This is a genomic window from Nocardia anaemiae NBRC 100462 (genome assembly GCF_001612725.1).
Taxonomy (GTDB): domain Bacteria; phylum Actinomycetota; class Actinomycetes; order Mycobacteriales; family Mycobacteriaceae; genus Nocardia; species Nocardia anaemiae.
Genome location: NZ_BDAZ01000045.1, coordinates 109,042 through 132,305, shown reverse-complemented (window position 1 = coordinate 132,305; position 23,264 = coordinate 109,042). Strand labels below are relative to the sequence as shown.

Below are 23,264 nucleotides of genomic sequence, written 5' to 3'. Positions count from 1 at the left end.
GGAGGGCTCGCGCATGAGTACCGGTATTGCGCGACGGCTCATCCCAGGCCGATCGACAGCCGTACGCATCGGCGTGTTGTCGTGGCTGACGGCCGTGTGGTTGACGCTGTGGGGCGATCTCAGTGTCGGCAATCTGCTGGCCGGTCTCGTCGTCGGCGCGCTGATCATGCTGACCTTGCCGCTGCCGCGCGTTCCGGTATCCGGGCGCATACATCCGCTGTCGCTGCTCGAATTGATCGTCGTCAGCTCGTATTACGCACTGGAATCCAGTCTGCAGGTGGCCTGGTTCGCGATCCGTCCGGCGCCGCCGCCGGTCTCCGGAGTGCTGCGGGTAAATCTGAGTGTGCGATCCGATCTGGTGCTGGTGCTGTGCGCCGATGTGCTCAATCTGATTCCGGGCACCATGGTGTTGGAGATCGACCGGCAGCGCTGCGTCTTCTATGTGCACGTGCTGGACGTGAGCAGCGAGCAGGCGGTCGACACGTTCTACCGGACCACCCGGCGGCTGGAACGGCTGCTCATCTCGTCGTTCGAACGCCCCACCGAATGGCGTTCGTCCCGAACAACTCCGGAGGTGCAGACGTGAACGTTGTCGCGATTGTGGCGGGCATCATGCTGATGGCCGCCGCGGTGATCGTCAGCTATCGCATCCTGGCCGGGCCGAGCACCCTGGACCGCGTTGTCGGCATCGATTCGCTGATGGCCATTGCCGCCTCCGGACTGGCGGTCTGGGCCGCCTACAGTGACGACACCACGGTCGTACCCGCGATCGTCGCGCTGGCACTGGTCGGCTTCCTCGGCTCCGCCGCGGTCTCCCGATTCCGCGTCCGGGATGACGTATGAATCTGTGGCACTTGGCCGCCGGGGCCCTCATCCTGACCGGGGCGACACTCGCGCTGACCGCATCGATCGCCATCGTGCGCTTTCCCGACACCCTCTCGCGCATGCACGCCGCCACCAAGCCCCAGGTGGTCGGCCTGATCCTGGTGCTGGAGGGTGCCGCGATCCAATTGCGCGGCCACGGCAATATCTGGATGCTGGTGCTGGTCGGGCTGTTCACCCTGCTCACCGCGCCGGTTATCGCGCATCTGATCGGCCGGACGGCCTATCGGGAGCAGCGCTACCGTGACGGACTACTGCGGGTGAACGAAATGCGGGACGACACGCCGTGAGTCGGGCCGCCTATTCGCGCTGAATCTGCGTGTTCAGGGGCTAGCGAGCCGCGCCGACCGGAATCTCTTCCGTCTCGACCACCGCAGCCCCGGCAAACCACGTCGCATGGAATGCCGCGGCCATCGCGGCCAGCAGCGCGAGCACCACAGTCCCCGCCAGCACCGGATATTCGGCCATCGACACCGCGAGATAGCGGAACGAGAGCAACAGCGCGCCGAGGATCACCGCGCCGAACAGCACCAACCGCACCCGGAACCAACCCCAACCACGTTCCGGATCGCGCAGCGCCGACTCGACCGTCAGGCACAGCACCGCACCGGCGACCAGATCGACGCCGTAGTGGTAGCCGAAGCCCAGCGTCGCCGTCAGCGTGGCGGCCAACCAGAACGCGCCGAGGCAGCGCAGCCACAGCGGAGCACGCGAACCATCGGTGTCCCGGCGGGTGTGCAAGAAGACCGACAGCGCCCAAGCCGTGTGCATCGATGGCACGCAGTTGCGTGGCGTGTAGGAATCGAAGGGCAGCGGCGTCGGATTGCGGTCGATCGGCGGGACGAAATCGGGCCAGAAGTTGCCCACCTGCATACCGTGACCGTCCGCGCCGTAGCCGAACATCGGGCCGACCACCGGGAAGATCACGTAGATGACCGGGCCGATCAGTCCGAGCACCAGGAAGGTGCGCACCAGGTAGTGCGTCGGCCACACACTGGTCGACACCACCCGACGCAGCTGCCACACCGCGACGACGATCGCCGCCACCGGCAATTCGATGTAAACCCAGTGCAGTACCGCGTAGACGACCGGTCCGAGCGCATCCACCACGCGACCCATCACCCAGGACGGATCACCTAGCGCATGATCGGCCAGCGCCACATAGACGTCGTAGACCTGCGGCCGAGTGACGACCGTAATGTGCAGCCACACATCACCGACCTTGGTGGCCAGCACCAGCAATGCGCCCAGCGCGGCGGCGTGCAGCGCATTGCGTCGCTCCACTCCGCTCCAGCGGAATCCCGCGACCAGCGCCAGACCGGTGAGCACGAGCGTAGGCCCATTGCCGATGGCGAAGGATTCGCCACTGAGCAGTCGAATACCCGCCCACACCACGTCGATACCCGCCGCGATGCCGACCGCGATTATCCTGCGGCGCTTGGCGATTCCGACCAGGGCCAGGATGAGTCCGGCCCACGGCACCGACATGGACTTGGGTGTGCCGACATAGTCGTGCCACAGACTGCCGAGCGGACCCTCGAAATCGTGCCCGATCGAACCCAGCTGTAGGGCGATGAGCAGTACCGGCACCGCCGCGATCGCGGCCACCGTCCAGATCCGCGAACGCGGCACGCGCACCCGCTCGGTATTCGATTTGCGGCGCTCCCGGGTCCCTCCGTGGTTACGCTCCGCTACCGCCTCCGGGCCCGTCGCTCGCGCCGCGGGGACGCTGCCACCTTTTTGACCCGGATCTTCGACAAGCACGTCGACCATAGTAAACGGCGGATGAACGCCATCCCCCTGACCAGCTGAACGTCAGCCGACCGTTCGACCAGGCAGAACTACTGGTCCAACTCCTTGACCAGGGCATCGACCACCGCGACCAGATCGCCCTGGGTGCTGGCGGCCACTTTGCGCTGGCGCTGATAGGACGCGCCGCGCTGTGGGATCTCGGCCACCAGCGCGAGTTCGTCCGCACAGCCGAGCCGCTTCGCGGTCGGTTCCAGCCGCTGCAGCAGATCCATCAGGTCATCTGTGACCAGCCGCTCATTGTTGTCATCGTCCACGACGACGATCGCATCGAGACCGTAACGGGCCGCGCGCCACTTGTTCTCCTGAACATGCCACGGCGGGATGGTCGGCAGCGTCTCGCCATTGTCCAGACGCTGATCGAGATCGACGATCAAACAGTGGATGAGCGCGGCCATGGCGGCCAGTTCCGCGCGGGTCGAGATGCCATCGCAGACGCGCACCTCGATGGTGCCCCATTTCGGCGCGGGCCGGATATCCCAGTGCATGCCGCCGAGCTGTTCGAAGACCCCGGTCTTCATCTCGTCATGCACGAAACGCTCGAATTGGGACCAGTTTTCGAATTGGAACGGCAGACCGGCGGTCGGCAGCTGCTGGAACATCAACGTCCGGTTGCTGGCGTAGCCGGTATCCGAGCCCGCCCACATCGGCGAGGACGCGGACAGCGACAGCAGATGCGGATAAGACAGCAGCAGCGAGTTCAGGATCGGAAAGACCTTCTCGGCGTGCGAAACTCCGACATGCACGTGGACGCCCCAGATCATCATCTGGCGGCCCCACCACTGGGTGCGGTCGATCAGTTCGTCGTAATGCGGTGAGCGCGTCAATTGTTGGGCCGACCACTGGGCGAACGGATGGGTGCCCGCGCAGAACAGATCGACGCCGAGCGGATCGGCGGCCCGGCGCACGGTATCCATGGTGCCGCGCAGATCGTCGACCGCCTCGCCGACGGTGTTGTGCACCCCGGTGACGAGTTCGACCGTATTGCGCAGCAATTCCTTGGTGACCTGCGGGGTTCCGTCGTAGGCGTGCAGATCGCCGAGCGAATCGAACACGGCCGCAGCGGTATTCGACAGATCGCGGGTCACCTTGTCGACGAGCGCGATCTCCCACTCGATACCGATGGTAGGCCGAGGTGACCCGGGGAAGGGAACCCGCGCGATTGCTGTCCCGGCCATATCGGTGACCTTGCTACTGGATTACACCGCAGGCGATGCGACCACCCGCGTCGCCGGTCGCCAGTGTGGTGTCGTCCGGACCGGCAACGCCGTCGGCGCGGACATAACGGTTGGGGATATTGCCGAAGTTGTCGGCATCGGCGTGGATCATCAGGGCCTTGCCCTTGATGTCCTCCAGCGTCACCGCATCGGTGGTGGTGACCAGTTTGGCCGAACCGTCGGCCCGGACCTCGAGCGAGGTCAGATCGCCGCTGGCCGGATGGGCATTGGCGCTGCCGACCTGCAGGTGTCCACCGGCCGACAGGAAGTCACCCGCGGGCCCGCCGGTGGGTGCGACCGAATTGGGCTCGCACTTGCCGACCTGGTGTACGTGCAGGCCGTGGAAACCGGGGCGCAGGCCGTGTGCCTCGATGCTGACCTGCAGGTGGTTGCCGTCCTTGGTGATATTCGCGACGGCGACCGACGACCCCGACGGGTCCTTCAGGTCGACCTTCACCCCGGCGTTGGCATTCGGGGCGCCCGTCTCGGTGCCGAATTCGCTGGCAGGCGGGGCAGAGGCACCGGTCCACACCGGCGGCGTAGTTCCCTGGACGTCGCTCGACTCCTGGCTGTTCGTGCAGGCGGCGAGCCCGAAGACCGCGACAGCGAGCACCGGGGTCACAGTCCGCCAGGACGGGCGACGAGTTGTGGACGGGGCCATCGGGGGAACTCCTTTACGAGTACCGAGTTTACGAGTAAAGCTGGGTGGACACGTTCGTTACCGGACAAGATGATGCCACGCCCGCCGTGTCGCACCCGTGACCGGGCCGTGTCGCGAGCCCCCGCACTGGTCAGTTACCCGTGACAACCACCGTCACACCTGAACCCGACCCACCGGAGCGCAACTCGGCGGTCGCGCCCAGTTCATCGGCTATGGCCAGTGCGGCTTCCTTCTCGCCGGGGTTATTGCCGTAGTACACAGTCGTATTCGTGATATTCGGGCCGGGATAGTTGCCGACCTCGGCAACGTTCCAGCCGCTGGCGGTGAGCTCGCTCGCGGTGCGCGCGGCCAGTCCGGCAACTGTGCTGTTGTTCAGAACATGGACCGGCACAGCGCGATTCGCCGTAGTGGTAGCCGCCGACGTCGTGGTCGACGGTTTCGTGGTGGCCGAGGCCGAACTTGTCAGTGCCGAACTCGTGGCCCGCACCGGCGAGTTGGTCGTCGCGACCGCCGTGGTGGCGGCGGCCTGACTCGTCGTACTCGACGCATCACCCGCCCCCGAGGTATCGGAATCCGAACTCGATAACGACATCGCGCCGAGCCCCGCGAAAACGATGGCCAGCGCGATCAACACCATCGCCAGCGCGCGCAACGGCGGCCCGCCGGAGGTGGGATTCGGGTAGCTCACGTTTAGAACCCTATCCGCAAACCGGGCCCCATGGTCGTTGCGCAGGCTCCGGTTTTACGGCGGCGCGTCATACCTGGAAGCCGAGCCTCCGAGCGGCTCGCGCCTTCTGCCTGCTCGCTCGCAGTCGGCGCAACCGCTTCACCAGCATGGGATCGGCGGCCAGTGCCTCCGGCCGATCCACCACCGCATTGAGTACCTGGTAGTACCTGGTCGGCGACATGCCGAACAGTTCACGAATGGCCTCTTCTTTGGCCCCGGCGTACTTCCACCATTGCCGTTCGAAGGCCAGGATGTCATGTTCGCGACGGCTCAGACCGTCACCATCGACCTGCGGGGCTGCCGTGACATCTTCGCTCGCAGAAGGGCCGTCCTGGATCGCGGAAAGATTCGGTGCCGCTGCGCCGTCCATCTTGCTCCCTCGCCGAGTAACCACCAGACGAAAATGATGCTTGTAGGTCGCGGATCATTCAACCATGGGCCGCGGGATTGCCCCAGCACCGTCGCGGCGTGTTCGCTACCGGTCGGTAGCGAGTCGCGACCACCGGCGATCGCGGCGGCTGCGACCCCGGCGAGCCCATCGGCAATAATTGCCCCCATGGCAATCCTCCCCATCGTGATCGTCGGCGACCCGGTTCTGCACAATCCGACCGAGCAGGTCACCCAGACGCCGGAGGAACTGGCCGGGCTGATCGCGGATATGTACGAAACGCTCGATGCCGCCAACGGCGTCGGACTGGCCGCGAACCAGGTCGGCGTGCCGCTGCGGCTGTTCGTCTACGACTGCCCGGATATCGATGACAAGGGTTCGGCCGTGCGACGCAAGGGCGCGGTGATCAATCCGGTGCTGGAGACCTCGGAGATTCCGGAGACCATGCCGGATCCCGACGACAATGACGAGGGCTGCCTGTCGGTGCCCGGTGAACAGTTCCCCACCGGCCGCGCCGAATGGGCCCGCGTCACCGGAACCGATGAGCACGGCGAGCCGGTGGAGATCGAGGGCAAGGGTTTCTTCGCCCGCATGCTGCAGCACGAGGTCGGGCATCTCGACGGTTTCCTGTACGTGGATGTGCTGATCGGCCGCAATGCCCGCGCGGCCAAGAAGGCGATCAAGCGAAATGGTTGGGGCACACCGGGTCTCAGCTGGATTCCGGGTACGGTGCCCGATCCGTTCGGCCACGATGACTGATCCTGCGGGTGATTCGGCACTGCCCGATATCCCGCTGGGTCGGCGTGTGGTGCTGCGGTACCGGTTGCCAGCGGGTTATCCACAACCGCTCACAGATGTGATCGGCGAACTGATCTCGCTGGACCCGCCTACCGTGCGGGCTGCGGACGGGCAGGTCGTCGCGGTGGCGGTGGATCGCGTCGTCGCGATGAAAGCGTTGGGGCCGAGGCCGATTCGCACCAGGGAGATCCGGGCGCTGGAGGCCGCGGCGGCGTATGGCTGGCCGGGTATCGAACAGGGTTGGATCGACGGCTGGCTGTTACGGGCCGGAAACGGCTACACCAACCGCGCCAATTCCGCTGTGCCGCTCGGCAGTTCGGATGGTCCGGCGGCATTGGGCGCGGACACGCTGCGGCGAATCGGCGAGTGGTATACCGCGCACGGTCTGCCGGTGCAGATCGCGCTGCCGGATCGGCTCGCTTCGCTGCCGCCGGGCTGGCAGAGTTGGCGCGAAACCCGGCTGCTTGCGATCGATATCGAGAATTTCGTACTGCCACAGGGACCGCGGATGGTGCGCATCGTGCCCGCACCCGATGACGCCTGGTTGTCGATGCACCGCTACAGCGGCGAAGATCCTGCCACCCAGCCGGTTTCGCCGCCGCCGGTGGTCGAGGTGCTGACGGCCGTGCACGACGGCGAAGTGGGTTTCGCCTCGCTCGGATTGCCGCAGCCCATCGCGATCGGGCGCGGCGCGCTCACCACCGCACCGGACGGTCGCCACTGGATCGGGCTGACCTGCGTCGCGGTGGCGGCCGAACATCGCAGGCACGGACTGGGTTCGCTGATCTGCGCGGAGCTGATCCGCTGGGGCGCGGATCGTGGCGCCACCCACGCCTATCTCCAGGTCGAGGCCGAGAACACCGCGGCCATCGCGATGTATCACGAGTTGGGCTTCCTCGACCACCACACCTACCGCTATGCCGCACCGGACGGCTCTCGCTGACCGACTCCGCCTGCGGTACAACAGACCTATAGCCATTGCGAAGGAAGGCATCCGTGCGTCTCGCGACCTGGAACGTCAATTCGATCCGCTCCCGCCTCGACCGGGTCGCGGACTTCCTCGACCGCCAGGACATCGATGTGCTCGCGATGCAGGAGACCAAATGCCGCGACGACCAGTTCCCGTTCGAGCGCTTCGACGAACTCGGCTACGAGGTCGCCCACATCGGGTTGAACCAGTGGAACGGCGTAGCCATCGCCTCGCGCATCGGCCTCGATGATGTCGAAGCGGCCTTCCCCAACCAGCCCGGCTTCGACAAGGATGCGGGCGAAGCGCTGATCAGCGCCCCGATCGTGGAATCGCGCGCACTCGGGGCGACCTGTGGCGGGGTCCGGGTGTGGAGCCTGTACGTCCCGAACGGCCGTACCCTGCACGACCCGCACTACGCCTACAAACTGGAATGGCTTGGCGCCCTGCGCGCTAACGGCGCCCGGTGGCTCGCCGAGCATCCGGAGGCACAGATCGCGCTGGTCGGCGACTGGAATATCGCCCCGACCGACGACGATGTCTGGTCCGTCGAATTCTTCGCGAACAAAACCCACACCTCCCGACCCGAACGCGATGCCTTCGACGCCATCGTCGCAACCGGCTTCGCCGATGTAGTGCGCCCCTACGCCCCCGGCCCCGGCGTCTACACCTACTGGGACTACACCCAACTGCGCTTCCCCCGAAAAGAAGGTATGCGCATCGATTTCATCCTCGCCTCCCCCGCACTCGCAAACCGCGCGAAGGACGGGTTCATCGACCGCGAGGAACGAAAAGGCAAGAGCCCCAGCGACCACGCCCCGGTAATCGCCGAATTCACCGACTAGGAGCGAGACCGCTCAGCGCACCCAGGCCTTCAGCGGCTCGGTGTCCAACTCGACATCTACGGGTGCCGGAATCTTCACTGTGGCACCGAACGGCACCGTCAGCATCCGCTCGTAACGCCCGCCCCGAGGCTCGCTGTGGACGGTGATCTCACATGAATCCCGGTCGATCAGTAGGTACACGGGTATGCCGGTGTCGGCATAGGCGCGCGGTTTCTCCTGTCGATCGCGCCGCACGGTGTCCTGATCGTCGGAAGTCACTTCGACAACCATGAGAACTGGTCCAGGGTCGGCCCATTCTCCTTGGCCAACGAAGGCATCGGCATCGGCCAAGGCACCATCGGGCCGAGCGCGCCCCTTGCGATATCGGTCGACTCTCAATCCCTGCTCAGGAGTCAGGAAGAGTTCGGGACGGAACAGCACGAAGACGCGGATCAACCACTGCATGATCCGACCGTGGTCCCCGTCCGGCATCGGCTTGGCCCCCAGCTGTTCGTCGATGAATTCGAGTCGCACACCCTCCGCAACACGATCGGCCGCCCGGGCGAGTTCCTCGAACTCCTCGGTCGTCATGAGTGACTCGGCCACGGCGGTCATGTCCTAACAATATGGGGGCGCTGGCAATCGGCGGGGATCATGCGCGAGACAAAAACAGAATATCGTCGTCCAAACGGCGAGTCGCTTCACTACCCGGTCTAGCGCGTGTCATGAACCGCAGTACCCAAGGCGCAGACCGATCAAGCCCGGTACCAGGGCTAACTCAGCGAACAACGCTGATACCTTGGTGCCCATGGGTAGCGAGACGGCGGTGCGGCCACGGCAGCGGGCACAGCATTTGGGCCCGGAGCGTCGCCGCCCGCAAGTGCTCGACACCGCGCTGGCGATCGCCGTCGAGCACGGCGTCGCAGCGGTCACCATGGCCGCGATCGCCGAGCGGATGAATGTGACCAGGCCCGTGGTGTACGCCTGCTTCCCGGATCGCGTCGAGTTGATCGAGGCGCTCATCCAGCGCGAGGAGAGCTTCCTGGTCGGCGGAGTGCTCGAGGTGCTGCCGCCGCGCGCTGTCGACGCGGGTGAGGCCGTTTTCGTCGACGGTTTCCGCGCGCTGCTGGAGAAGGCGGCCGAGCGACCGGATGCGTGGCGACTGCTGTACGGCAATCCCGATCCGGCCGTTGCGGATTCGTTCGGGCGCGGTCGCAAGCTGGCCATCGAGCGCTGCACAACACTGCTGCGACCGACACTGCGCGCGTGGGGTACCGAGGACGCCGAGCGCAAGTTGCCGGTGCTGGTCGAACTGTGGGTGTCCGCTGGCGAGGGTGCGGTGCGCACGCTGCTGGCGGGCGAGGGCGGTTGGGATCCGCAGAGCCTCGGGGCCTTCGTCGGGGCGGCGGTGTATCGCGCATTGCGGCATGCCTGACAATTGTTCAGCACTTCACCCCATCGCTAGGCGAAATGCCGCAGAAGTCGGCAGTGGGCCGACAAAATGTCCACCGTACCGGCTCCCGCAGCACTACGATGGAGGCAAATCCAGCGGTCCAGCCGGAGGTGCGGTCATGGCGTTCTATCGGCAGGTGGGTGCGGTGCCGCCGAAGCGACACACCCAGCATCGAGACGACCAGGGACGGCTCTATTACGAAGAGCTGATGGGCGAGGAGGGCTTCTCCGGCGATTCCTCGCTGCTGTATCACCGCGGCCTGCCGCCCGCCATTGTCGATTCGACGGTATGGGAGCTGCCGGATCAGACCCTTATCCCGAATCATCCACTGCGCCATCGACATCTGCGCCTGCACAAGCTCTTCCCTGGCGACACCCCGGCCGGAACCGATCCGGTCACCGGCCGCCGACTGCTGCTCGGCAATGCCGACGTACGGATCTCCTATGTGGTGGCCAAGGGCGCGTCACCGCTGTACCGCAATGCGATCGGCGACGAACTGGTGTACGTGGAATCCGGTGCGGCCGTTGTCGAAACGGTCTTCGGCACCATCCCGGCCCGCCAGGGCGACCAGGTGCTGATTCCGCGCGCGACCACGCACCGCTGGCTACCGAGCGGCCCGGAACCCTTGCGCGCGTGTGTGATCGAGGCATCCAGCCACATCACCCCACCGAAGCGGTATCTGTCGAAATTCGGTCAGCTGCTGGAGAATTCGCCGTACTGCGAGCGGGATCTGCACGGCCCGGGGGAACCGCTGATCGCCACCGGAACCGATATCGAAGTGCTGGTGAAGCACCGTCCGGGCGGCCAGGTGGTCGGCACCCGGATGATCTACGCGACGCATCCGTTCGATGTGGTCGGCTGGGACGGCTGCCTGTATCCGCTCACCTTCAATATCGCCGATTTCGAACCGCTCACCGGCCGGGTGCACCAGCCGCCGCCCGCCCATCAGGCATTCGAGGGCATCAATTTCGTGGTGTGCAATTTCGTACCGCGCAAGGTCGACTACCACCCGCTCTCGATTCCGGTGCCGTACTACCACTCCAATGTCGACAGCGACGAGATCATGTTCTACTGCGGCGGAAACTACGAGGCGCGCAGGGGGTCCGGCATCGGACAGGGCTCGGTATCGGTACATCCCGGCGGTTATGCGCACGGTCCGCAGCCGGGCGCGTACGAGCGCAGTATCGGCATCGATTACTTCGACGAACTCGCCGTCATGGTCGATACCTTCCGACCGCTCGAACTCGGCGAAGGCGCGCTGGCCTGCGAGGATCCCGGCTATGCGTGGACCTGGTCCGGTCGCGGACCGCAGTCCGACGGCCATCGGCGACCGAATCAGCGCTCGCACGCGAACCAGCGCCGTGGGCCCGCATGAAGACCCGTATCGAAGTTCCCGCCAACCCCCTCTTCGGTCCGGAAAATCTGCCCTACGGCGTCTTCGCACCGGAAGGGCAGGACTTCCGGGTCGGCGCGCGGATCGGCGAGCAGGTCATCGATCTGGCTGCGGCACTGGATGATCCGGTATTCGCCGCGCCGAGCCTCAATGCGTTCATGGCGGCGGGGCCACGCCGATGGCGGGAAGTGCGCAACCGGCTCCGCGAGCTGATCGATGACGAAATCCCCAGGGACGCAGTGCATCAACTGCACGATGTGCGCACCAAACTGCCGGTCACGATCGGCGACTACGTCGATTTCTACGCCAGCATCGACCACGCGACGAACCTCGGCAGGCTGTTCCGCCCCGATGCCGAACCGCTGCTACCCAATTGGCGGCATCTGCCGGTCGGATATCACGGACGTGCGGGCACCGTCGTCGTCTCCGGCACCGATATTGTGCGGCCGTGCGGCCAACGCCGAACCGCCTCCGGCGCACCGGATTTCGGGCCGTCGCAACGTCTCGATATCGAGGCCGAGCTCGGATTCGTGGTCGGGGTCGGATCCGAGCTCGGCACTCCCATCGAAATCGACCAGTTCGCCGAGCACGTCTTCGGCGTCGCGCTGGTGAACGATTGGTCCGCACGCGATATCCAGGCCTGGGAGTATCAGCCGCTCGGACCGTTCCTGGGCAAATCCTTCGCGACCTCGCTCTCGGCCTGGATAACGCCGCTGGCCGCCTTGGAGACCGCCCGCATACCGCTGCCAGCGCAAAAACCCGAACCACTGCCCTACCTGCGGGGCAGCCAGCACTGGGGATTCGATATCGACCTGGCCGTGCAGTGGAACGGCCAAACCGTCTCGCACCCACCGTATTCCCGGATGTACTGGTCACCCGCGCAGATGCTGGCGCATCTCACCGCGAACGGCGCGGCCACTCGAACCGGCGATCTCTACGCCTCCGGAACCATCTCGGGACCGGCACCGGATGAGCGCGGTTCATTCATCGAATTGTCCTGGGGCGGAGCCGAACCCGTCACGGTGAACGGGCTGCACCGAACCTTCCTGGAGGACGGCGACGAGGTGGTCATCACCGCATCGGCGCCGGGTTCGGATACCCGACGCATCGGCCTCGGTGAGGTTCGCGGGCGCATCTGGCATGCGCGCGACTGAGCGTTCAACGCGCGACAGTTCGAACACCCGCATCGACAATGGCGATGAACCGCTGCAGATCCTCGATCAGCGTATCGACCATATCGGGAGCGCCACCGTCGACATGATGGTGCAGCCAGTCCGCGACCAATTCGAACATGCCGCCAATGGTGGCCAGTGCCAAGGTGATTCGCCTGCGCTGCTCATCCGGATCCGAGGATGCCGCACCCGACCACTGCTGATCCAGAAAGGCCGCCGCCCAACGCCGATTACTGCGCCGTTGCTGCTCCACCGCCGGTGAGATGCCGCCCGCCTCACCGAATGTCACCTTGGCCAGCCGCGGATCGTCGGCAATGGCGTGCACGAAGGCCGCGATAATGGCCTGCGCGCGCTGCGGCCACGGCAGTTCGGCGGATGCGGTGGCCGCCTCGATGGCCCGCCGCTGAACCTGCTCGGTGATGTGGGTGAGCAGCGCGACGTAGCACGCTTCCTTGCTGTCGAAATGATCGTAGAAACCCTTGGTTCCGACGAATGCGCGCTGACAGATCTGTTCGATCGATGTACCCGAAAAGCTTTGCTCGGCAAATAGTTCGGTGGCCGCGTCGAGCAATTGGCTGCGCCGTTGCGCGCTGCGCTGCTCGGCATCGAGGCCACGGATGCGGCGCCGCGCCGGAGTCGGATCGGGCCGCGCGGCGGATTTGCTGCGGGTCATACCTCGACCCTAGTCGGAGCTGTTTCAGAAAGACATCTTGTTGGCAATAGGAAGTCGTGTTGTAATCACTGTCACGTCGATGAGGAAGGGGCAGACGTGCCAGTGATCAATGGGGATCCGAAACGTCGGCGCGGTTTGCGCGCGACCGTCGCGCTGGTATCGGTGACGACGGCATTGATGGCCGCAGGGGTCACGGCCACGCCCGCCAGCGCCGTGCCTGTGCCGCAACAGGATTCGTTCTATCAACCGCCGGACGGCTTCGAGGCGCAGGAAGTCGGCACGATTCTGCGCTCGCGCGAGGTACATCTCGCGGTGCTGACCGTGCTGCCGCTGAACATTCGATCGTGGCAGTTGCTCTACCGCAGCACCGATCTGTTCGGTCAGCCGACGGCCGCCGTCACCACGGTCATCCTGCCCGTCGGCGCGGATCCGAACCGGTCGCGTCCGCTGGTCTCGCTGCAGTTCTACTACGACAGCGCCAGCATCGCCTGTTCGCCGTCATTCGTGCTACAGCAGGGCGCCGGACTGCCGGGTGTCGAAGGCATCCATTCACAGAGTGAACTGATCGCGATCGCCGCGCTGATCAGTCAGGGTTGGGCCATTTCGGTGCCGGATTACGAGGGCCTCAACGGGCATCTGGCGGTGGCCGAGGAGCCGGGATATATGACACTGGACGGCATTCGGGCCGCCGAGCGATTCGAACCGCTCGGCCTCGACGGCGCGAATACCCCGGTGGCGCTGTGGGGTTACTCCGGCGGTGGCATGGGCAGCGGATGGGCCGCGGAAATGCAAACCAGCTATGCGCCGGAGTTGAATGTGAAGGGCGCCGCGCTCGGTGCGCCGGTTTCGGATGTCGAATCCCTGCTGCACGTCAATGGATCCATGTTTTCCAGCCTCATCGGCATCGGCGTCTCCTCGCTCTACAACGCCTACCCGAAGTTCCGTGAGGTGACCGATCAGTACCTCACGCCCGAAGGCAAGGCGCTGATGAACAGGACCAACTCGCAGTGCCTGCCACGCAATGCGCTGACCCAGATGTTCACCGATTACCAACGGATACTGACGATTCCGATCGCGCAGTACCTCGCACTACCGGAAATTCGCGAGGTTTTCGACGCGACCGTGCTCGGCAGGCACACCCCGACCGCGCCGCTGTTCATCTATCAGGGCGTGCTGGACGAGGCCGTCCCGATCTGGACCACCGATCGCCTGAACCAGCGGTGGTGCGCGGACGGCGCGTCGATCGTCTACAAGCGCGACCACCTCAGCGAGCACCTGACCCTCCCGTCGCTCGGCATGGCCGACACCTTCAACTGGTTGAAGGCCCGCCTGGCCCCCAACGCACCGGATCAGGTCGGCTGCCGCACCGAGAACGTGGTTTCCATGCTCGCCGATTTCAATGCCCTGCTCACCCAGATCGAGATCAATCTCAACGCGACCTTCGGGGCCCTCGGTTTCCCGATCGGACCGCGCGAACGCTGAGCTCGCAACTGGTCGACATCGATTGTGCGAATCCACTCCTGAGCGGCGGATTCTTCGTGTATCTTCCTGAATGAAGCCCCGGACCACCCCTTGGTCCGGGGCTATCGCCATTTTTACGACACGACCGGCAGGTACACCTGCGCGCCGTGGTCGGCGAATTCGGCGGACTTCTCCGCCATACCGGCTTTCAGCGCTTCGGTCTCGGTAAGTCCTTGGCGCGCGGCGTATTCCCGCACGTCGGCGGAGATGCGCATGGAGCAGAACTTCGGTCCGCACATGGAGCAGAAGTGCGCGGTCTTGGCGGGTTCGGCGGGGAGGGTTTCGTCGTGGTACTCGCGGGCGGTATCCGGATCGAGCGAGAGCGCGAACTGGTCGCGCCAGCGGAATTCGAACCGGGCCTTGGACAACTCGTTATCGCGGTCCTGCGCGCGCGGATGGCCTTTGGCGAGGTCGGCGGCGTGCGCGGCGATCTTGTAGGTGATCACGCCGACCTTGACGTCGTCGCGGTTGGGCAGGCCGAGGTGTTCCTTGGGAGTGACGTAGCAGAGCATGGCGGTGCCCGCCTGGGCGATGATCGCCGCGCCGATGGCCGAGGTGATGTGGTCGTAGGCCGGTGCGATATCGGTGGCCAGCGGGCCGAGGGTGTAGAACGGCGCCTCCTCACACAGCTCCTCTTCCAGCCGTACGTTCTCCACGATCTTGTGCATCGGCACGTGACCGGGCCCCTCGATCATGACCTGCACACCATGCGATTTCGCGATCTTGGTCAGCTCACCGAGGGTGCGCAGCTCGGCGAACTGGGCCTCGTCATTGGCATCGGCGATGGAGCCGGGACGCAGACCGTCACCGAGGGAGAAGGTCACGTCGTACTTCGCCAGGATCTCGCAGAGTTCGGCGAAGTTGGTGTACAGGAACGACTCCTGATGATGCGCCAAACACCATGCGGCCATGATGGATCCGCCGCGCGAGACGATGCCGGTGACCCGCTTGGCGGTCAGCGGCACATAGCGCAGCAGCACACCGGCGTGCACGGTCATATAGTCGACGCCCTGCTCGCACTGCTCGATCACGGTGTCGCGGTAGATCTCCCAGGTGAGCGCGGTCGGATCACCGTTCACCTTCTCCAACGCCTGATAGATCGGCACGGTGCCGACCGGGACGGGCGAGTTGCGCAGGATCCATTCGCGCGTCTCGTGAATGTTCTTGCCGGTGGACAGGTCCATGATGGTGTCCGCGCCCCAGCGGGTGGCCCACACCATCTTCTCCACCTCCTCCGCGATCGAGGAGGACACGGCCGAATTGCCGATATTGGCATTGATCTTCACCAGGAACTTCTTGCCGATAATGGTCGGCTCCAGCTCCGGATGCTTGTGGTTGGCCGGGATGACCGCGCGCCCCGCGGCGACCTCGTCGCGTACCAGCTCCGGCGTGACGCCCTCGCGTGCGGCGATGAAGCGCATCTCGGGGGTGATGATGCCCCGGCGTGCCCAGGCCAGCTGGGTCGGCGGACCGTCGACCTCGGGCTTTGTCCAGCGGTCGCGCAACTTCGGTAGACCGGCCTCGAGATCGATGGTCGCCGTTTCGTCGGTGTACGGGCCCGAGGTGTCGTAGACGTCGAAGTGCTCACCATTGGTCAGATTGATCCGACGCACCGGAATGCGCAGGTCATCGACCTCTTGATAGTGCTTGACGCTGCCTTCGATCGGTCCGGTGGTCACGGAATCGACAGGTGTGCCCATGAATTTCCTCCCTACGCCGGCATTACCCGGTCAGGTTCATACGGTCGACAGCCCTGAACGCCCGAATGGGCTAGCCGTCCTCTCAGCCCGCTGGTGCGAGCCCCCGTTGGTGTGTGAATTTTCCCGCCCGACGATACCTTTCCATCTGCGCGCCCCGCCGGGCGATCGGAGGAACATACAGCGAACCGCCCGAGGCGCGAACGGGCGCCGGTAGATTCCTCAGGGTGAAATTCACCCTGGAGGTAGATCTGGACGTCCTGCCCGAAGGCGTGGCGGCACCGGCCGATCTCGCCGACGAGCTCGGCCGGATCCTGCGCTATTGGGGCGGCAATATGAAGCACTACCAGATCACCGAGGGTGACAGCTCCGCGATCTACAACTCCGGATACCGCGAGGTCGGCTCCTGGCAGATCAGCTGATCTTGCCCTCGTAAGCGTCGCGCATGCCTTGCAGATCGATCTTCTGCATTCCGAGCATCGCCTGCATGGCGCGGTTCGCGGCCGCGCGATCGGTACTGTTCAGCAGGCTGTCGGCTTCGACGGGCCAGATCTGCCAGGGAATACCGTATTTGTCGTTGAGCCAACCACATTCGATCGGCTGGCCGCCGTCGGCGAGCAGTGCCGTCCACAGCCGGTCGACCTCGTCCTGGCTCTCGCAGTTGACCAGCAGCGACATCGCGTGGGTGTAGTGGTAGTCGCCGCCGCCGTTGATGGCGGTGAACTTCTGTCCGTTGAGTTCGAAATCGACGAGCATGGTGAGCCCGGCTTCGCGCGGCCCCACCTCGGAGTAGGGCACGACATTGGTGATCTTGGAATCCTCGAACAGCGAGCAGTAGAACTCGGCGGCCTCCTCGGCCTGAGTGTCGTACCAGAGGTTCGTGACGATCTTCTGCATGGTGGTCCTCCCGATCGGTGTGCCTGTGTTAGTGCCGACGGTGCTGGCGGACGGAATTCATCGCCCGTCAGTAGGACTGGAGCTCGATCAGGGTACCTGCCGGATCGCGCAGGTGGGCCGAGCGCAGGTTCGGGCCCCAGTTCGGTCGATCGGCCGCGGCCGCGGCCAGCGTCGCGCCGTTGCGCAGGCACAGGTCGAGGCCCGCGTCGACGTCGGGCACTCGGCAGACGAACATCACGGCGTCTTGCGCGGGTGCGGCGGTGACGGGCAGTTCGGTGGTGCCGACGACTTCGGACATCGCGCCGCGGTCGAAGAGCACGAGTACCGCTTGGTCGTCGACATCCCAGTTCGCGTAGGGGCCCGCCGCGGTTCCTTTGATCAGCTTCGCGCCGATGAGCTGCGGCAGGACGGCATTGTAGAAGTCGAAGCATTCGGCGAAATGAGTGACGAGCAATCTCGGGTACAGGGCGTCCACGCTGTCTCCTCTTTTAGTAGGTGCTGACCTATCATAGGTTTCACCCTATAATTTGCGCATGGATTCCGCGCGCGCACTTCCGCCGAGCCTGCTCGGGCTCGAGACCTATCTGCTGTCCCGGGTGGGCAAGCTCGCGCGGGGACGGCTCGCCGATCGGCTCGCGGAGCGCGGACTTCGGCTGTGGCATATGGCCGTACTCGCCGCACTCGCCGATTTCGGGCCGCATGCGCAGCGCGATCTGGGGATTCGGCTCGATATCCATCCGAGCGATGTGGCGAAGATCGTCGACGAATTGGCCAGCGCCGGTCAGGTCGAACGCACGCGCGATCCAGCTGATCGTCGTCGAATATCGGTGCGGATCACCAGGGCCGGTCGGACTTTGCTGCGGACCCTCGACAAGGAGGCGGGCCGAATACGAGATGAGATTCTCGCTCCGCTCCGTCCGGAGGAGCGAAAAATGCTGGGGGACATGTTGATTCGGCTGTTCGAGCACACGCACCCGGATGCCGTATCGGACTGATTCACGGCACCAACCACACCGCCACTGCCGCGACGAGATGTGCGAGGTGTCGTCAGCCCTTCCCGCAATCAGCCGCTAGGCGCGGCGCGAGGTCGCCGCGACCGTTCCGTCCCACTAGCAGCAGGTGCCCACACAGCACCGCAAGACCGTCGGGATATCGGTTGACTCGTTGATCTAGCACTGCTAGATTCTCTAACAACGCTACAAGCAGAGAACGGAAGAACTCATGATCACCACTGTCATCCAGGTCGTCGCCATCGTCTCGATCCTGGCCAACGCCGTCGTCTACGGCACCGACGCCTGCTTCGCCCTGATCACACGGTCGGTGTACGACAAGCTGGACGACCGGACCGTGACCATGTCGGCGGGGTGGGGGCACTACTACGGTGACCGCAGGATGCCGATCGTCGGCATCAGCGGTGTGGTAACCGCCGTTGCGGCAACGGCTCTCGCGGCCATCGGCGGCCACGCGGCGGCGGCGATCGCGGCGGGTATCGCCGTGGTGGCGCTGGTGACCTGGCTCGGAATCTATGTTCGGGTCGCGAAGCCGGTGAACACCCAGCAGACCGCTGCCGCGCACTCCGGCGTCATTCCGGCGAATGCCCGTGCGCTGCAGGATAAGTGGAACAGCGTCATCAATGGCCGGGTAGCGCTGCAGTTCATCGCCGTCGCCGCACTCTGCGCCGTGATTGCTCTCGCCTGACGCAGCCCGATCGAATACCCTGTGTCGGCCGCACATTGTAAAGTGCGGCCGACACAGGGGTTTTCGTTTGCCACCACACATCAGCGGATCGAAATATGGTGCCTAACGGATGGTTTGGTCGATCAACCTGCGCGCAGCCCGATCGGTGCGCTCCACATCACCGGTGATCAGTCGATCCTGGATGATGCCGCGCAGCCCCGAAACCAATAGTGTGGCAACGACTTCCGGGTCATCGATGGATTCGATTCGACGCAGGGCATCGGTCAGCGTGCCGATGAAGGTCGCGATCGCGGCATTCGCATATTCGGCATAGGGACTACCCGGCACGCACGCCGCCCCCAGCACCTGCAACAGCACCCGCACACTCGTCGTGGCCTCCCCCGCGATATTCACCGCACAGAATTCGGCGAGCCGCTCGCGCAGCGAAGCCGCATCCCGGACCCCCGCGAAGACCGCGGCAATATCCGGACGCTGCGTTGTCAGCGCCTGTACCAGCAGTTCTTCCTTGGTGTTGAAGTAGTGGATCAGCATGCGCGAGCTGGTACCGAGTTCCGCGGCGAGCGGGCGCAGCGACAGATCGCCGAGGCCGTGGGCGGCGATGTATTCGACGACACCGGCCAGCAGGTCGGCGCGTTTCGCGTGGTCGAGGGGACGGGCCATGAGTTGACTGTAGCGATTGGTACAGGTATTCATGACATCGTGACTGTAACAATCGCTTCAGAAACTCGCCCGGCCGTCGTGGTCACCGCGGTCGCCGCGACCACATCGCTCGCCGATGACGTCGACGCGACCTGGTCCGGGCTGCTCGCCGGGCGCAGCGGCATCGGCATGCTCGCGGACGATTTCGTGGCCGAATACGATCTGCCGGTCCGCATCGGCGGCAAGTTGAAGTCACAGCCGGGTGATCAGCTCACCCGCGTCGAACAGCGCCGCCACTCCTATGTCGAGCAGATGGCCCTGGTGCTCGGCCGCCAGGTCTGGCGTAAGGCGGGTGCGCCCGAGGTGGAGGGCGAGCGGCTCGCGGTCGTCATCGGCACCGGTCTCGGCGGCGGCGATGCGCTGATCAATGCCGTCGATTCGATGCGCGACGGCGGCTATCGCAAGGTGTCGCCGATGTCGGTGCCGATGGTGATGCCGAATGGTCCGGCCGCGACGGTCGGGCTCGAAATCGGTGCCAAGGCAGGGGTTTTCGCGCCCGTCTCGGCCTGCTCATCCGGTTCGGAGGCGATCGCGCACGGCTGGCGGCTGATCACCACCGGCGAGGCCGATGTCGTGGTGGCCGGTGGTGTCGAGGGGCATATCGATGCGGTGCCGATCGCGAGTTTCGCCATGATGCGGGCGATGAGCACGCGCAATGACGAACCGGAGCGGGCATCGCGACCATTCGACCGGGATCGCGACGGGTTCGTCTTCGGTGAGGCGGGGGCGCTTCTGGTGCTGGAGTCCGAGCGGCATGCGCGGGCGCGCGGCGCGCGGATTCACGGCCGCGTGCTCGGCGCTGGGATCACCTCCGACGCCTATCACATCGTCGCCTCGGAACCGGAAGGCATCGGTGCGGCGCGCGCCATGCGCAAGGCGATATGCACTGCCGGACTTCGGGTTTCGGATATTCAGCACGTCAATGCGCACGCCACCTCGACCTCGATCGGTGACGCGTCGGAAGCCAATGCCATCACCGCGGTCACCCCGGAGGCCTCGGTCTACGCGCCCAAATCCGCACTCGGCCATTCGATCGGCGCGGTCGGTGCGCTCGAATCGATCCTCACCATGTTGACACTGCGCGACCAAATCGTCCCGCCCACATTGAATCTCGACAATCGGGATCTGGGGATCGACCTCGATATCGTGGCGGGCACGCCCCGCGAGCAGCGCATCGATTTCGCACTCAACAACTCGTTCGGCTTCGGCGGCCACAATGTCGCCCTCACCTTCGGCCGGGCATAGCGGTGGCGGCCGATCGCCGCCGAGTAGCGTCGTAGCAGAATCGTTAACCGTACGAACAACCCAGCGGAACGGGACAACGACGTGACCGACGCCTTCTACATCCCAGATCCGGCGAATCCGAATCGGTTCGTCTCTACCGAACTGACCCGCGGTCCGTGGTCACCCGACGCCCAGCATGCCGGACCACCATCGGCGCTACTCGGGCACGCCATCGAGCGGTGTGAGCCGCGAGCCGGATTCCAGATCGGGCGGGTCGCGGTGGAAATCCTTGGCCCGGTTCCCTTGGAGCCGCTGACGGTGACGGCCCGGGTGGGCCGCCCGGGACGCAGTGTGGAGCTGATCGAGGCGACCCTGTCCACCGATCACGGACCGGTCATGCGAGCGAATGCCTGGCGATTCAAGCTCGCCGAGCCGGAACTCGAACTGCCCGAGCAGTTCCTGCCGAGCGGTGTCCGTCCCGGACCGGATCAGGCGGTGACCTCGCACTTTCCGTCGACGCAGTCCATCGGGTTTCACACCGGTATCGACTACCGCTTCGTCACCGGGTCCTTCGAAGATCCCGGCCCGGCGATCTGCTGGATCCGGCTGAAGTATCCGATCGTCGCGGGTACCACGCCGAGTCCGCTGGAACGTACTCTCGCCGCGGCGGATTCGGGCAATGGTGTCAGCCGGGTGCTGGATTGGCACCAATACCTGTTCATCAATACCGATCTCACCGTCACCCTGCACCGACAGCCGGTCGGCGAATGGGTCTGCCTGGATGCCGCGACCTATCCGCAACCGCACGGCATCGGCTTGGCCGAGTCGTCGCTCTTCGATGAAAAGGGCCCGCTCGGCCGAAGCACCCAGACGCTGTTTCTGGCACCGCGCTAGCTCGGCTGCATCCGGCCCCTACCGGAGCGGGTTGCGCGGCAGATCCAAGCGGGCAACCCGGTCCGAAACTTCGCAGGTCGAGACCTCAGACGGCATGTTGCTGAGCAATCGCCGCATGTGAAACCATAAATGTGATTCGGTCGACCCAAGAACCCGGGCGCGGGAAGGAGTCGACGATGTTGATGCGCTTCCGACTGGCCCCGGACCAACTCGCCGCGGCCTTGTCCATCGCCGAGCTGAAGGCTGGACCGCAGTCCGCCCTGCCGCTGACGACCCCGCCGAACGACCCGGTGGCGGCGCTGCGGGACACCGGACTGCTCGAAGCGGACGACCGACTCACCGGACCCGCGACGGGAGCACTACGGATCGCCGCCGAGCCCGCCCACACCACCGCCATCACCGCCAACCACGTCGGGCAGGACCACTGGACAGCTGCGCTGGTGCTGCGCGGGGACGAAGACGACACCTTCGTCATGCAGACCGAGACCGACGGCGGCTTCGACTTCACCGTCGTGCCAACGCTCACCCAGGCCACCATGCTGGTCGACCAGCTGCTCGATCTCAGTTCCTACGGCCCCGGATTCGCATCACCGCCGATCGACCTCGATCTCATCACATTCGCCGCACTGCTCGCCGCCGCCGATGCGGCCCAAGAGGCCCGCCTGGCCGGGGTCCTGCGTCGAAACGTCGCGCCCGGACCACTCGAACTGCGGGCGCTCGAGCTGGAGGAGCAACTCGCCAAGGGGCTGGCCTCCGGCGACACCCGTTGGGCCTTGTCCGCCGCACAGGGCGCGACACCGATATCACTCGCGGCGGCGGCCGGTCGGATGCCGGAGGGACTGGCCAGGCTGGCGTCGCTCGGCCTTGTTCGACTGGAGGCGCTCGGTAGCTACCGATTCACCGATGCCGGAATCGCGGTGGCGCGGTCGTTCGGTCAACTGTTGACGATCGGGAGAATTGTCGTAATGTCAAGTGCGGCAACGAAACAGGACACACTCGCCCATTTCACGGTGTTCCGTTCCACGTTCTCGACCCGGTTCGCATGCTGGCGCGAGCTGACGGCGCGCAACCCGCGTGCCGAATTATTCGAGACCACAACCGAAGTCGCGCTCCGACTGGTGCGCGATGTGCTGGATCCCGCCGTGGTCAAGCCGTTCGCCGGTGGCATACCGGCATTGGACGCATCCGCCGTACCCACGGATATCGTGCCGGAGGTCCAGCGCGGCGGCACACCGGCATTTCATCCGACCCACCAGGTGCCCGCCAACGGCATGCCCGCATGGGCCACTCCCGACTCGACTCGACCACCCGTCGCCCGCATCGATCCGCGCGTCGAACTCCAGATCCTGGAGCGCTCCGGCGACTGGGCACATATCGCCTGCAACAACGGCTGGACCGCATGGGTCGACGGCCGCGCCATCGAACCCCTCGCCGCCCTCTGGTACCCGACCCACCTGGTGCCCGAGGGCGGGTTGGACGCCTGGGCCGCGCCCGATCCGAGCCTCGATCCGATCTCGAGCATCGATCCCGGCGTCGAACTGCAGATCCTCGGCCGCGCCGGGGACTGGGCGCAAATCGCCTGCAACAACGGCTGGACCGCATGGGTCGACGGCCGCGCGATCCGCCCCCTGTCCCGTCCCGGCGCACCATGGACATCCACCGCCTGAGCC

27 protein-coding genes are annotated in these 23,264 nt (G+C 65.4%); 16 read left to right on the top strand and 11 right to left on the bottom strand.

What is annotated here, in order from left to right; all coding sequences use genetic code 11:
• Positions 1-13: 13 nt before the first annotated feature.
• From NA5_RS25235 to mnhG, 3 genes are read left to right on the top strand one after another with little or no spacing between them, the layout of a single operon-like run.
• A complete protein-coding gene (locus NA5_RS25235; RefSeq protein WP_062990244.1) occupies positions 14-586 on the top strand; it encodes a Na+/H+ antiporter subunit E in 573 nt (190 codons plus the stop codon).
• A complete protein-coding gene (locus NA5_RS25230; protein ID WP_062990242.1) occupies positions 583-843 on the top strand; it encodes a monovalent cation/H+ antiporter complex subunit F in 261 nt (86 codons plus the stop codon). Before NA5_RS25235 ends, NA5_RS25230 begins: the two co-directional genes overlap by 4 nt.
• On the top strand, positions 840-1,172 hold the full coding sequence (gene mnhG / locus NA5_RS25225; RefSeq protein WP_062990240.1) for a monovalent cation/H(+) antiporter subunit G: 333 nt from the start codon (positions 840-842) through the stop codon (positions 1,170-1,172). Before NA5_RS25230 ends, mnhG begins: the two co-directional genes overlap by 4 nt.
• A 40-nt stretch (positions 1,173-1,212) precedes the next feature.
• On the opposite strand, the gene NA5_RS25220 is transcribed toward mnhG, so the two are convergent.
• The 5 genes from NA5_RS25220 to napA form a co-directional block, all read right to left on the bottom strand.
• Positions 1,213-2,499 carry a phosphatase PAP2 family protein gene (locus NA5_RS25220; RefSeq protein ID WP_371856457.1) on the bottom strand — a complete coding sequence of 429 codons (1,287 nt, stop codon included), beginning with the start codon at positions 2,497-2,499 and terminating at the stop codon, positions 1,213-1,215.
• Positions 2,500-2,723: 224 nt separating this feature from the next.
• Entirely contained in the window at positions 2,724-3,869 is a 1,146-nt protein-coding gene (locus NA5_RS25215) for a glutamate--cysteine ligase (protein ID WP_062990236.1), read from the bottom strand.
• A 13-nt stretch (positions 3,870-3,882) separates the two neighbouring features.
• Positions 3,883-4,569 (bottom strand): superoxide dismutase[Cu-Zn], encoded by a 687-nt coding sequence (gene sodC / locus NA5_RS25210; protein ID WP_062990234.1) that lies wholly within the window; start codon positions 4,567-4,569, stop codon positions 3,883-3,885.
• 130 nt (positions 4,570-4,699) lie between these two features.
• Positions 4,700-5,257, bottom strand: coding sequence for a LytR C-terminal domain-containing protein (locus NA5_RS25205; RefSeq protein ID WP_062990232.1), 558 nt, complete (start codon positions 5,255-5,257; stop codon positions 4,700-4,702).
• A gap of 67 nt (positions 5,258-5,324) precedes the next feature.
• A complete protein-coding gene (napA, locus tag NA5_RS25200) occupies positions 5,325-5,666 on the bottom strand; it encodes a nucleoid-associated protein NapA (RefSeq protein ID WP_062990230.1) in 342 nt (113 codons plus the stop codon).
• Between the two features lie 186 nt (positions 5,667-5,852).
• Here napA and NA5_RS25195 point away from each other — a divergent pair, with 186 nt between their 5' ends.
• The 3 genes from NA5_RS25195 to NA5_RS25185 are packed head-to-tail and all read left to right on the top strand — an operon-like array spanning position 5,853 to position 8,294.
• The gene (locus tag NA5_RS25195; protein ID WP_062990228.1) at positions 5,853-6,443 is read left to right on the top strand and encodes a peptide deformylase; all 591 of its coding nucleotides are present in this window, start codon (positions 5,853-5,855) and stop codon (positions 6,441-6,443) included.
• Positions 6,436-7,425 (top strand): N-acetylglutamate synthase, CG3035 family, encoded by a 990-nt coding sequence (locus NA5_RS25190; protein ID WP_062990226.1) that lies wholly within the window; start codon positions 6,436-6,438, stop codon positions 7,423-7,425. Before NA5_RS25195 ends, NA5_RS25190 begins: the two co-directional genes overlap by 8 nt.
• A 53-nt stretch (positions 7,426-7,478) precedes the next feature.
• The gene (locus NA5_RS25185) at positions 7,479-8,294 is read left to right on the top strand and encodes an exodeoxyribonuclease III (protein ID WP_062990224.1); all 816 of its coding nucleotides are present in this window, start codon (positions 7,479-7,481) and stop codon (positions 8,292-8,294) included.
• 12 nt (positions 8,295-8,306) lie between these two features.
• On the opposite strand, the gene NA5_RS25180 is transcribed toward NA5_RS25185, so the two are convergent.
• The gene (locus NA5_RS25180) at positions 8,307-8,888 is read right to left on the bottom strand and encodes a Uma2 family endonuclease (RefSeq protein ID WP_062990222.1); all 582 of its coding nucleotides are present in this window, start codon (positions 8,886-8,888) and stop codon (positions 8,307-8,309) included.
• A 193-nt stretch (positions 8,889-9,081) separates the two neighbouring features.
• Here NA5_RS25180 and NA5_RS25175 point away from each other — a divergent pair, with 193 nt between their 5' ends.
• The 3 genes from NA5_RS25175 to fahA all read left to right on the top strand — a co-directional run bounded on the left by NA5_RS25175 (position 9,082) and on the right by fahA (position 12,273).
• Entirely contained in the window at positions 9,082-9,708 is a 627-nt protein-coding gene (locus NA5_RS25175) for a TetR/AcrR family transcriptional regulator (RefSeq protein WP_062990220.1), read from the top strand.
• Positions 9,709-9,844: 136 nt separating this feature from the next.
• Entirely contained in the window at positions 9,845-11,101 is a 1,257-nt protein-coding gene (locus NA5_RS25170; RefSeq protein ID WP_062990219.1) for a homogentisate 1,2-dioxygenase, read from the top strand.
• The gene (gene fahA, locus NA5_RS25165) at positions 11,098-12,273 is read left to right on the top strand and encodes a fumarylacetoacetase (protein ID WP_062990217.1); all 1,176 of its coding nucleotides are present in this window, start codon (positions 11,098-11,100) and stop codon (positions 12,271-12,273) included. Before NA5_RS25170 ends, fahA begins: the two co-directional genes overlap by 4 nt.
• A 4-nt stretch (positions 12,274-12,277) precedes the next feature.
• Here the strand turns inward: fahA and NA5_RS25160 are convergent, their stop codons facing one another.
• Positions 12,278-12,964 (bottom strand): TetR/AcrR family transcriptional regulator, encoded by a 687-nt coding sequence (locus tag NA5_RS25160; RefSeq protein ID WP_062990215.1) that lies wholly within the window; start codon positions 12,962-12,964, stop codon positions 12,278-12,280.
• A gap of 96 nt (positions 12,965-13,060) precedes the next feature.
• On the opposite strand from NA5_RS25160, the gene NA5_RS25155 reads away from it, so the two are divergent.
• Positions 13,061-14,446, top strand: a complete 1,386-nt coding sequence (locus NA5_RS25155; RefSeq protein WP_157110618.1) for a lipase family protein — start codon at positions 13,061-13,063, stop codon at positions 14,444-14,446.
• A gap of 113 nt (positions 14,447-14,559) precedes the next feature.
• Here NA5_RS25155 and thiC read toward each other — a convergent pair whose 3' ends face one another.
• Complete coding sequence (gene thiC / locus NA5_RS25150) at positions 14,560-16,185, bottom strand: phosphomethylpyrimidine synthase ThiC (RefSeq protein ID WP_062990294.1); 1,626 nt, start codon at positions 16,183-16,185, stop codon at positions 14,560-14,562.
• A gap of 224 nt (positions 16,186-16,409) precedes the next feature.
• On the opposite strand from thiC, the gene NA5_RS25145 reads away from it, so the two are divergent.
• A complete protein-coding gene (locus NA5_RS25145) occupies positions 16,410-16,604 on the top strand; it encodes a hypothetical protein (protein ID WP_062990211.1) in 195 nt (64 codons plus the stop codon).
• Here NA5_RS25145 and NA5_RS25140 read toward each other — a convergent pair.
• Both NA5_RS25140 and NA5_RS25135 read right to left on the bottom strand, forming a co-directional pair.
• Complete coding sequence (locus NA5_RS25140) at positions 16,597-17,079, bottom strand: VOC family protein (protein WP_062990209.1); 483 nt, start codon at positions 17,077-17,079, stop codon at positions 16,597-16,599. The two genes, NA5_RS25145 and NA5_RS25140, sit on opposite strands and share 8 nt — an antisense overlap.
• Before the next feature lie 67 nt (positions 17,080-17,146).
• Positions 17,147-17,554: a VOC family protein gene (locus tag NA5_RS25135; protein ID WP_062990207.1), complete on the bottom strand. Its 408-nt coding sequence runs from the start codon at positions 17,552-17,554 to the stop codon at positions 17,147-17,149.
• 58 nt (positions 17,555-17,612) lie between these two features.
• On the opposite strand from NA5_RS25135, the gene NA5_RS25130 reads away from it, so the two are divergent.
• Both NA5_RS25130 and NA5_RS25125 read left to right on the top strand, forming a co-directional pair.
• A complete protein-coding gene (locus tag NA5_RS25130; RefSeq protein ID WP_062990205.1) occupies positions 17,613-18,074 on the top strand; it encodes a MarR family winged helix-turn-helix transcriptional regulator in 462 nt (153 codons plus the stop codon).
• A gap of 226 nt (positions 18,075-18,300) precedes the next feature.
• The gene (locus tag NA5_RS25125) at positions 18,301-18,777 is read left to right on the top strand and encodes a DUF1772 domain-containing protein (RefSeq protein ID WP_062990203.1); all 477 of its coding nucleotides are present in this window, start codon (positions 18,301-18,303) and stop codon (positions 18,775-18,777) included.
• A gap of 102 nt (positions 18,778-18,879) precedes the next feature.
• On the opposite strand, the gene NA5_RS25120 is transcribed toward NA5_RS25125, so the two are convergent.
• Positions 18,880-19,437 carry a TetR family transcriptional regulator gene (locus tag NA5_RS25120; protein WP_062990292.1) on the bottom strand — a complete coding sequence of 186 codons (558 nt, stop codon included), beginning with the start codon at positions 19,435-19,437 and terminating at the stop codon, positions 18,880-18,882.
• 39 nt (positions 19,438-19,476) lie between these two features.
• On the opposite strand from NA5_RS25120, the gene NA5_RS25115 reads away from it, so the two are divergent.
• The 3 genes from NA5_RS25115 (at position 19,477) to NA5_RS40630 (ending at position 23,261) form a co-directional block, all read left to right on the top strand.
• Positions 19,477-20,721: a KasA/KasB family beta-ketoacyl-ACP synthase gene (locus NA5_RS25115; RefSeq protein WP_062990201.1), complete on the top strand. Its 1,245-nt coding sequence runs from the start codon at positions 19,477-19,479 to the stop codon at positions 20,719-20,721.
• 81 nt (positions 20,722-20,802) lie between these two features.
• Entirely contained in the window at positions 20,803-21,594 is a 792-nt protein-coding gene (locus NA5_RS25110; RefSeq protein WP_062990199.1) for a thioesterase family protein, read from the top strand.
• Positions 21,595-21,770: 176 nt separating this feature from the next.
• The gene (locus NA5_RS40630; protein WP_062990197.1) at positions 21,771-23,261 is read left to right on the top strand and encodes an SH3 domain-containing protein; all 1,491 of its coding nucleotides are present in this window, start codon (positions 21,771-21,773) and stop codon (positions 23,259-23,261) included.
• Positions 23,262-23,264 lie beyond the last annotated feature (3 nt).

Coding starts and splice junctions, on each gene's coding strand:
- NA5_RS25235 (WP_062990244.1), top strand. CDS start 14: ATGAGTACCGGTATTGCGCGACGGCTCATCCCAGGCCGATCGACAGCC.
- mnhG (WP_062990240.1), top strand. CDS start 840: ATGAATCTGTGGCACTTGGCCGCCGGGGCCCTCATCCTGACCGGGGCG.
- NA5_RS25215 (WP_062990236.1), bottom strand. CDS start 3,869: ATGGCCGGGACAGCAATCGCGCGGGTTCCCTTCCCCGGGTCACCTCGG.
- sodC (WP_062990234.1), bottom strand. CDS start 4,569: ATGGCCCCGTCCACAACTCGTCGCCCGTCCTGGCGGACTGTGACCCCG.
- napA (WP_062990230.1), bottom strand. CDS start 5,666: ATGGACGGCGCAGCGGCACCGAATCTTTCCGCGATCCAGGACGGCCCT.
- NA5_RS25195 (WP_062990228.1), top strand. CDS start 5,853: ATGGCAATCCTCCCCATCGTGATCGTCGGCGACCCGGTTCTGCACAAT.
- NA5_RS25190 (WP_062990226.1), top strand. CDS start 6,436: ATGACTGATCCTGCGGGTGATTCGGCACTGCCCGATATCCCGCTGGGT.
- NA5_RS25180 (WP_062990222.1), bottom strand. CDS start 8,888: ATGACCGCCGTGGCCGAGTCACTCATGACGACCGAGGAGTTCGAGGAA.
- NA5_RS25175 (WP_062990220.1), top strand. CDS start 9,082: ATGGGTAGCGAGACGGCGGTGCGGCCACGGCAGCGGGCACAGCATTTG.
- NA5_RS25170 (WP_062990219.1), top strand. CDS start 9,845: ATGGCGTTCTATCGGCAGGTGGGTGCGGTGCCGCCGAAGCGACACACC.
- fahA (WP_062990217.1), top strand. CDS start 11,098: ATGAAGACCCGTATCGAAGTTCCCGCCAACCCCCTCTTCGGTCCGGAA.
- NA5_RS25160 (WP_062990215.1), bottom strand. CDS start 12,964: ATGACCCGCAGCAAATCCGCCGCGCGGCCCGATCCGACTCCGGCGCGG.
- thiC (WP_062990294.1), bottom strand. CDS start 16,185: ATGGGCACACCTGTCGATTCCGTGACCACCGGACCGATCGAAGGCAGC.
- NA5_RS25140 (WP_062990209.1), bottom strand. CDS start 17,079: ATGCAGAAGATCGTCACGAACCTCTGGTACGACACTCAGGCCGAGGAG.
- NA5_RS25130 (WP_062990205.1), top strand. CDS start 17,613: ATGGATTCCGCGCGCGCACTTCCGCCGAGCCTGCTCGGGCTCGAGACC.
- NA5_RS25125 (WP_062990203.1), top strand. CDS start 18,301: ATGATCACCACTGTCATCCAGGTCGTCGCCATCGTCTCGATCCTGGCC.
- NA5_RS25120 (WP_062990292.1), bottom strand. CDS start 19,437: ATGGCCCGTCCCCTCGACCACGCGAAACGCGCCGACCTGCTGGCCGGT.
- NA5_RS40630 (WP_062990197.1), top strand. CDS start 21,771: ATGTTGATGCGCTTCCGACTGGCCCCGGACCAACTCGCCGCGGCCTTG.